Origin of the sequence: Acidovorax sp. Root402 (assembly GCF_001425125.1) — a bacterium.
Lineage (GTDB): Bacteria > Pseudomonadota > Gammaproteobacteria > Burkholderiales > Burkholderiaceae_C > Acidovorax > Acidovorax delafieldii.
Map to the genome: position 1 here is coordinate 86,301 of NZ_LMDQ01000003.1, position 7,802 is coordinate 94,102.

The window sequence follows — 7,802 nt, forward strand, 5'->3', positions numbered from 1 at the left end:
GGGCATCGTCCCCCTGGGGGAAGCGGCGCAGCCGCTCAGGGGATGATTCACTGTTTCGGCCAGGCGAGGCTGCGGAACTCCCGCCGCAAATCGCCTAGGGCGGCCTCAGGGTGGGGGGCGTAGCGCACGCGCTCCAGCCGCAGCAGCCAGTCGGCCACCGCCGCAGCGGGTGCGCCGAATTGTGCCTGCACCCGCTCGGCCATGGCCCGGGGCGGCAAGGTGTCGGGCAATGCCATGCCTGCGCGGGCCAGACGCTGGCGCGCGCGGGCCAGCAGGCGCAGCCAGGGGTCGTGCTGGCTGCGCTCCCACAGGCTCCAGCCCATGCCCCCAAGGGCCGCCACGACGATCAGGATGCCCAGCACCATGGTCAGGTCCTGCCAGCTGGGCGACTCAAAGCCCAGGGACTTGAGCAGGTCCAGCTGGCGGCTCTGGGTGTAGTTGAGCACCCACTGGTTCCAGCTGTTGTTGACGGCCTCCCACACGGCGCGCAGGTTCTGCGCGAGACCCGGGCTGATGACCGCGCCCATGGCGGTGGCAAACGCCCCTTGGGGCGCGCGCAGCCTCTGAAAGGCCCCGGTGCGGCCGGGCGATACGGCGCCCGTGGGGTCCACCCGCACCCAGCCCCGGCCGGAGAGCCAGACTTCGGCCCAGGCATGGGCGTCGCTCTGGCGCACGGTCCAGAGCTTGTCCACGGGGTTGCGGTCGCCGCCCTGGTAACCGGTGACGATGCGGGCCGGGATGTCGAGCGCACGCATCAGCACCACAAAGGCCGAGGAGATGTGTTCACAAAACCCCTCCTTGCGGTCAAACCAGAACTCGTCGGCCGTGTGCTGGCCGTACACGCCGGGCTCCAGCGTGTACACATATCCGCCGGTGCGCAGGCGGTTCAGGGCGGCATTGACGAGGGCCTCGGCGTTGTCTTGCGCGGGGTTGGGGTTGAGCTGGGGGTCGTTGCGCAGTTGCTGGGCCAGCGCCAGCGTGCGGGGGTTGAAGCCGGTGGGCAGCTCGGTATAGGTGCGCAGGGCGGCGTTGGGGGCGCTGGGGCCATGGGCAAACTGTGGGTAGCTTTCGGCCTTGTAGCGCACCACATCGGTCACTGCGCGGGTGGTCAGCCACTGCAGGTCCTGCGTCATGAAGGTGTCCATGCCCGCGACGGCAGGTTTGTCCACCGCAGCGTCCAGCAGCAGCAGCCAGGGGCGCTGGTGGGGCTCCAGCGTCACTTCGTAGCGCACAGGCTGGCCTTGCACGCGCAGGTTGGCGACGGTGCTGGCGCGTGCCTGCGAATAATCCCCGGGGCGGGGCGACACCGGATGCCATTCGACACCGTCGAAGGTGCCGAACACCGGGCCGCGGAAGTACAGGTCGCTCTGCGGTGGCGCGGCGCCGTCAGGGGTGTCAAACCGCACGCGCATGGCCACCGTGTCATCCAGCGCCAGCTCGGCAATGTTGCCTACCTTCATCACACCCGACAGGCCGCTGCGCCCGCTCATGGTGTCGCTGGGCATGCCCCACAGGGGCGCCATGCGCGGGAACAGCATGAACAGCGCCGCCATGATGGGCGCGCCCAGCAGCGCCATGGTGCCTGCGGTGCGCAGTGCCTGCGACAGCGGTGGCCGCCCCACAGGCATGTGGGCGTTGACCAGGGCCGTGAGCAGCCCCAGCAGCGCCACCAGCATGGCCGCGGCCGTGAACAGCGACTGCGAAAAGAAGAAGTTGCTGAGCATCGTGAAGAAGCCCAGGAAGAACACCACCAGCGCGTCGCGCCGCGCGCGCAGTTCCAGCATCTTGAGCGCCAGCAGCATCACGATCAGCGTCACCCCGGCATCACGGCCCAGGATGATGCGGTGGGTGTACAGCGTGCCCGCCACCGCGATCACCAGCGGAACGGCCAGCACCCAGCGCGTCGGCAGCGGGCGGCCCTTGAAGGCCAGCCAGCCGCGCCACAGCATCAGTCCGGCCGCCAGCAGGCTCGCCCATACGGGCAACACGTTGACCTGCGGGGCGATGACCCACGCAATCACGACGAGCAGGAACAGCGTGTCGCGCGCGTCGCGCGGCAGTGCGTTGAGCGTCTGACGCAGGGTCATGGCTGAGCGGTGGAACGGGGGAGGATGGATTTCATAATGCTATTTATTTGATAGCTATTCGGGCAATGAGAATATGCGCTTGGAGCTGATAGGGGCCAAATTTGGCAGGAATGGGTAGTAGCAGGTCAACACAGGGCCAACGCCTCCAGGCAGCGGCGGCGGTGGGCGGCCCCCGTGTCGGGCGCGATCTCGGTGCCGGGCAGGCGCAGGCCATAGTCCAGGCCCAGGCGGTCGGCTTGCAGCACCCAGGCCGTCAGGCGCGACACGCGTGCCTCATGGTTGGGCAAGGCGGCGTGGGCCAGGTCCAGCCACAGCTCGTGCCGCTGGGCCTGTTGCGCGTCACGGCTCACCAGGTCATCGGTGCCGGTGGCCAGCGACTTCGCCGCTTTCTTCCAGACCACCAGTTTGAGCGGGTCGCCCCGCCGGTAGGCCCGCACGCCGTCGAATTCGCCAATGCCCTGCGACGGCGCATTGCCCGTGCCCCCTGCGCGGGGCTCGCCCGGCGGCAGGGGTTGTGGCGGCACCTCGGGCGCGGGGTACACCAGCACCTCGGCAGCAGGGCGCCAATAGGTCCACACGCGGAAGGTGCCCAGCGGAAACCGCGTTTCGGCCGTCAGGGTGGGCACGCGGTGCAGCCCCCGGCGCCCGGGCTGGAAGGCCACCTGCACGCTGGCCTGGCCCTGGGCGGGCACGTCGGTCCAGGCCCAGTGGTGTTCGGCCTTGCCGGTGCCGTGCACGGCCAGGGCAATGCCATAACGCGGCGACTTGCGATCACTGGACAGCTGGATCTCAAACGCCGTGCTGGTGCCCAGAAAATGTGGCTCGGGTGCCTTCAGGTGCAGCGTCAGCCCGCGCAGGTTGGCGTGGCAGATGTGCATGCCCACCACCGCGCTGCCGGCCAGCAAAAAGGTCAGCAGGTAGCCCAGGTTGAGCTGGTAGTTGATGGAGGCCACCAACAGCACGACGAGCGTGAGCGCCAGCATCCAGCCCGAGCTGGTGGGCAGGATGTAGACATTGCGCTGGGTGAGCTGCAGCGTGTCGGACAGCGGCAGGCGTGCCTGCCACCAGCGCTGGAAGCGCCTGCGAAGGCGCGCCACGGGGCTGAGCCGCGCGGCCAGGCCGCGCCAGCCCGTGGTCGTCGTGAGGGAAGGGTGGGCGGCGGATTCCATCGATCAGGGCAGCGGCACGGCATCGACCATGGCGCGCACCTGCTCGACCGCGCCGCGCCCGGCGTCGCCCACGGGCACCAGGCGGTGGGCAATGGTTTGCGGCAGCACGGCCTGCACATCGTCAGGCGCCACGTAGTCGCGCCCGCTGATGAGCGCCTGGGCCTTGGCGGCGCGCAGCATGGCAATGCCCGCGCGGGGCGACAGGCCCTGCAAGAACCAGCGGCCCGAGCGGGTGGCGGCGATCAGGTCCTGCACGTAGTTGAGCAGGGGATCTGCGGTGTGCACGGCCTGCACCTGGCGCTGCAGCTCGGCCAGTTCGTCGGCAGACAGCAGGGGCAGCAGGCTGCTCACCATGTCGCGCCGGTCGGCGCCCGACAGCAGCAGGCGCTCGGCGGCGCGGTCGGGGTAGCCGATGGAGATGCGCATCAAGAAGCGGTCAAGTTGTGACTCGGGCAGCGCAAAGGTGCCCAGCTGGTCGTGTGGGTTCTGGGTGGCGATCACGAAGAAGGGGTGGGGCAGGGCGCGGGTTTCGCCCTCGACCGACACCTGCTTTTCTTCCATGGCTTCCAGCAGGGCGCTTTGCGTCTTGGGGCTGGCGCGGTTGATTTCGTCGGCCAGCAGCACCTGGGCAAACACCGGGCCGGGGTGGAACACAAAGGCTTCCTTGCCACGTTCGTATACCGACACGCCGGTCAGGTCGCTGGGCATGAGGTCGGCAGTGAACTGGACGCGCGAAAACTGCAGCCCAAAGGTGTGGGACAACGCGTGCGCCAGTGTGGTCTTGCCCACACCCGGCACGTCTTCAATGAGCAGATGCCCCCCCGCCAGCAGGCAGGCCACGCAGTCCTGAACCTGGGCCTTTTTGCCCACGATCACCGTGTTAAGCTGATCCAGAAGCGATTTGATCTTGTGCTGTGCATTCATGGCACGACGTTATCCGAAAAACGGCAAAAAATGCGAGACGCGGGGACAAGACTGTGAGCAAGACGGGCTATTTCACCCATCGGGATTGTTGGAAGCACGAGATGGGCCCGGGCCACCCCGAATGCCCCGAGCGGCTGGATGCGATTGAAGACCGTTTGCTGGTCACTGGCGTGGGAGATGCGCTGGAGCGCTACGAAGCGCCGGAAGCCTCACTGGCCGACATCGAACTGGCCCATGGCCGCATGCACATCGCCGCCTTGCGCGGGATGTCTGACCGGCTCAACGAGGAGCTGATGGCTGGCGGCCCCAGCTATGCGCAGATTGACACCGACACCTCCATCAACGCCCACACCTGGAAGGCGTCGCTGCGTGCTGCGGGTGCTGCGCTGGCCGCCACCGACGCGGTGATGGCAGGCGAGGTCGAAAATGCGTTTTGCTCCGTGCGCCCCCCGGGGCACCATGCCTGCCGCGACAAAGCGATGGGCTTTTGCTTTTTCAACAACGTGGCGGTGGCGGTGAAATATGCGCTGCAGCGCTACAACCTGCAGCGCGTGGCGGTGGTGGACTTTGACGTGCACCACGGCAATGGCACGGAGGACATCCTGGCCAATGACCCGCGGGCGCTGATGGTCAGCATCTTCCAGCATCCGTTCTACCCCTACAGCGGCGACCACGATCCCGCCCCCAACATGGTCAACGTGCCAGTGCCCGCGTACACACGCGGCATGGACATCCGCGAGATCATCGAGATGATGTGGATGCCCCGGCTGGAGGCCTTCAAGCCCGAGATGATTTTTGTGAGCGCCGGTTTTGATGGCCACCGCGAGGACGACATGGGCCAGCTGGGTCTGACCGAGCAGGACTACACCTGGATCACCCAGCGCGTGAAGGACGTGGCCCGGCGCTACTCCAAGGGCCGCATCGTGTCGTGCCTGGAGGGTGGCTACGTGATGGGGCCGCTGGCGCGCAGTGTGGAGGCGCATTTGCGGGTCCTGGCCGATCTTTGACTCCCCCTGAGCCGCCTGCGGCGTCTCCCCCCCCTGAGGGGGGCGCCACCCGTGGCCTGGCGGAGCCAGCTCCACGGTGGCACTGGCCTCATGCGCGCCTGTTTCAAACGCCCCTCGCATTGCTGTGCACAGGAGAAACAACATGACGATTCCAAATTCTGACGAGCTGCTGCTGATCACCCGTGATACGCGCGGTGTGATCACCCTCACTTTGAACGACCCTGCACGCTTCAATGCGTTGGGCTCTGAAATGCTGACAGCCCTGCAACAGGCGCTGGACGAAGCGGGCCGCGACGAATCTGTGCGCGTGGTGGTGCTGGCCGCAGCAGGCAAGGCCTTCTGTGCCGGGCACAACCTCAAGGACATGGCGGCGAACCCGGACCTGGCGTACTACCAAAAGCTGTTTGCGCAATGCAGCCGCATGATGCTGACCATCCACAAGCTGCCAGTACCCGTGATCGCCAGGGTTCAGGGCATGGCGACGGCCGCAGGCTGCCAGCTGGTGGCGCAGTGTGACCTGGCCGTGGCGGCCGACAGCGCGAGTTTTGCCACCAGTGGCATCCACTACGGCCTGTTCTGCGCAACGCCGAGCGTGCCGCTGGTGCGCAATGTGCCCGCCAAGCGGGCGATGGAAATGCTGCTCACCGGCGACTTCATGGATGCGCCCACTGCACTCGCGCAAGGGCTGGTGAACCGGGTGGTGCCCGCCGATGCGCTGGATGCCGAGGTCGAGCAATTGGTGCAATCCATCCTGCAAAAGCCCCGTGTGGCCGTGGCCATGGGCAAGGCGCTGGTGTACCAGCAGCGCGAGCTGGGCATTGATGCCGCCTACCAGTTGGCAGGCCAGACCATGGCCACCAACATGATGGACTCGGCCGCCCAGGAGGGCGCCTGTGCGTTTGCCGAAAAACGCCAGCCCGCCTGGAAGCGTTGAGGCACCGCACGATGGACAAGCCGATGCTCGACGACGTGGGCCTGTGGGTGCAGGCCTTTCTCAGCCCCACGGTGCTGGTGGAGCTGGCTGTTTTGGCAGTCTGCGTGGGCCTGGCCTGGGGGCTGGTGGCGCTGCTGCAGCGCGGCCTGCGCCGGGGCGACCCGCGCTCCATCCTGTTTGGTGTGCGCATCGTGGATGGCGCGCTGTTTCCGCTGGTGCTGCTGAGTCTGGCCTACATCGCGCGCACCCTGCTGCACCATTGGGTGGCGTTGGCGGCTTTCAAGATTGCGATCCCGGTGCTGGTGGCGCTGGTGGTCATTCGCATTGGCGTGAAGGTGCTGCAGGTGGCCTACCCGGACGCTGCCTGGGTGCGGCCCATCGAGCGCTCCATCTCCTGGATGGCGTGGCTGGGCATGGTGCTGTGGGTCACCGGGCTGCTGCCGCTGGTGCTGGACGAGCTGGACCAGATCCACTGGAAAGTGGGCGGGGCGACGCTGTCGGTGCGCACCATCATCGAAGGGGCGGTCACCGCAGCGGCAGTGCTGCTGATTGCCCTGTGGATCTCGGCGGCCATCGAGTCGCGGCTGCTGCGCTCGGCCACGGGTGCCGAGCTGTCGCTGCGCAAGGCGGTGAGCAATGCGGTGCGGGCGCTGCTGGTGTTTGTGGGTTTGCTGGTGGCCTTGTCGTCGGTGGGCATCGACCTGACTGCGCTGTCGGTGCTGGGCGGTGCGGTCGGCGTGGGCATTGGCTTTGGCCTGCAGAAGCTGGCCGCCAACTATGTGAGCGGTTTTGTGATCCTGGCCGAGCGCAGCATGCGCATCGGCGACAACGTCAAGCTCGATACGTTCGAGGGGCGCATCACGCAAATCAATGCCCGCTACACCGTCATACGCTCGCCCTCGGGGCGCGAATCCATCGTGCCCAACGAACTCTTGATCACCCAGCGGGTGGAAAACCTTTCGCTGTCAGACCCGCGCGTGTGGATGTCCACCGTGGTCAGCGTGGCCTATGAGAGCGATGTGGACCAGGTGGCCCAGTTGCTCACCGATGCCGCCCTGGTCAGCCCGCGCGTGCTGCGCGACCCCGCCCCCAGCGCCGCGCTGTCGGCCTTCGGGGCCGATGGGCTGGAGTTCACCGTGGGCTTCTGGATTGCAGACCCTGAAAACGGATCCCTGGGACTGCGCTCGGACATCAACCGGGCCATCCTGAGTGCGCTGCGGGCCCACCAGATCGAAATCCCTTACCCCCAGCGGGTCATGCATGTGCAGGTCGATGGCGCAGTCCCTGCAGCGATGTCGCCGGGCGGGGCGCCCGCGCCAGCACCGGCTTCGGCGGGCTGATCCGGTTGCAGGGTGATACCCCGGCGGGTGCCCGGTAGCGCAGGCGACAGCAAACTCTAGACACTGTCCGGGTTCACTCGCCTATAATTCACAAAAAGCACGATCGTTCTTTTTTGTGATTGTGCAGTCTGTGTGGTGGCTCCGTAGCGCTTTCGCTGCAGTGCGACATAGAATGTTCTAGTTTACGTAAACGTCAATTCAACCAACTCTCTAGGAGCCGCAGCAATGAAGGTCTTGGTCCCTGTCAAGCGCGTGGTGGACTACAACGTGAAGGTCCGCGTGAAGTCGGACAACACGGGTGTGGACATCGCCAACGTGAAGATGAGCATGAACCCCTTTGA

Annotated in this window: 6 protein-coding genes and 1 pseudogene; 4 read left to right on the forward strand and 3 right to left on the reverse strand. The window is 66.6% G+C overall.

Annotation, left to right across the window (positions count from 1 at the left end; genetic code table 11):
• Positions 1–47 precede the first annotated feature (47 nt).
• The 3 genes from ASC83_RS03870 to ASC83_RS03880 all read right to left on the reverse strand — a co-directional run bounded on the left by ASC83_RS03870 (position 48) and on the right by ASC83_RS03880 (position 4,180).
• A complete protein-coding gene (locus tag ASC83_RS03870) occupies positions 48–2,087 on the reverse strand; it encodes a DUF3488 and transglutaminase-like domain-containing protein (RefSeq protein ID WP_056058376.1) in 2,040 nt (679 codons plus the stop codon).
• Positions 2,088–2,212: 125 nt separating this feature from the next.
• Positions 2,213–3,256, reverse strand: a complete 1,044-nt coding sequence (locus ASC83_RS03875) for a DUF58 domain-containing protein (protein WP_056058379.1) — start codon at positions 3,254–3,256, stop codon at positions 2,213–2,215.
• Positions 3,257–3,259: 3 nt separating this feature from the next.
• The gene (locus ASC83_RS03880) at positions 3,260–4,180 is read right to left on the reverse strand and encodes a MoxR family ATPase (RefSeq protein WP_056058381.1); all 921 of its coding nucleotides are present in this window, start codon (positions 4,178–4,180) and stop codon (positions 3,260–3,262) included.
• A gap of 101 nt (positions 4,181–4,281) precedes the next feature.
• Here ASC83_RS03880 and ASC83_RS03885 point away from each other — a divergent pair, with 101 nt between their 5' ends.
• The 4 genes and pseudogenes from ASC83_RS03885 to ASC83_RS23815 all read left to right on the forward strand — a co-directional run.
• Positions 4,282–5,187, forward strand: a complete 906-nt coding sequence (locus ASC83_RS03885; RefSeq protein ID WP_056058384.1) for a histone deacetylase family protein — start codon at positions 4,282–4,284, stop codon at positions 5,185–5,187.
• A 142-nt stretch (positions 5,188–5,329) separates the two neighbouring features.
• Positions 5,330–6,121: an enoyl-CoA hydratase gene (locus ASC83_RS03890; protein ID WP_056058387.1), complete on the forward strand. Its 792-nt coding sequence runs from the start codon at positions 5,330–5,332 to the stop codon at positions 6,119–6,121.
• Between the two features lie 11 nt (positions 6,122–6,132).
• Positions 6,133–7,461: a mechanosensitive ion channel family protein gene (locus ASC83_RS03895; RefSeq protein WP_056058390.1), complete on the forward strand. Its 1,329-nt coding sequence runs from the start codon at positions 6,133–6,135 to the stop codon at positions 7,459–7,461.
• Between the two features lie 225 nt (positions 7,462–7,686).
• Positions 7,687–7,802 (forward strand): annotated as a pseudogene (locus tag ASC83_RS23815) (electron transfer flavoprotein subunit beta/FixA family protein); the annotation flags it as partial.

Bases quoted from the DNA above. Each gene is read 5' to 3' on its own strand.
- ASC83_RS03870 (WP_056058376.1), bottom strand. From the start codon at position 2,087: ATGACCCTGCGTCAGACGCTCAACGCACTGCCGCGCGACGCGCGCGAC.
- ASC83_RS03890 (WP_056058387.1), top strand. From the start codon at position 5,330: ATGACGATTCCAAATTCTGACGAGCTGCTGCTGATCACCCGTGATACG.
- ASC83_RS03895 (WP_056058390.1), top strand. From the start codon at position 6,133: ATGGACAAGCCGATGCTCGACGACGTGGGCCTGTGGGTGCAGGCCTTT.
- ASC83_RS03880 (WP_056058381.1), bottom strand. From the start codon at position 4,180: ATGAATGCACAGCACAAGATCAAATCGCTTCTGGATCAGCTTAACACG.
- ASC83_RS03875 (WP_056058379.1), bottom strand. From the start codon at position 3,256: ATGGAATCCGCCGCCCACCCTTCCCTCACGACGACCACGGGCTGGCGC.
- ASC83_RS03885 (WP_056058384.1), top strand. From the start codon at position 4,282: ATGGGCCCGGGCCACCCCGAATGCCCCGAGCGGCTGGATGCGATTGAA.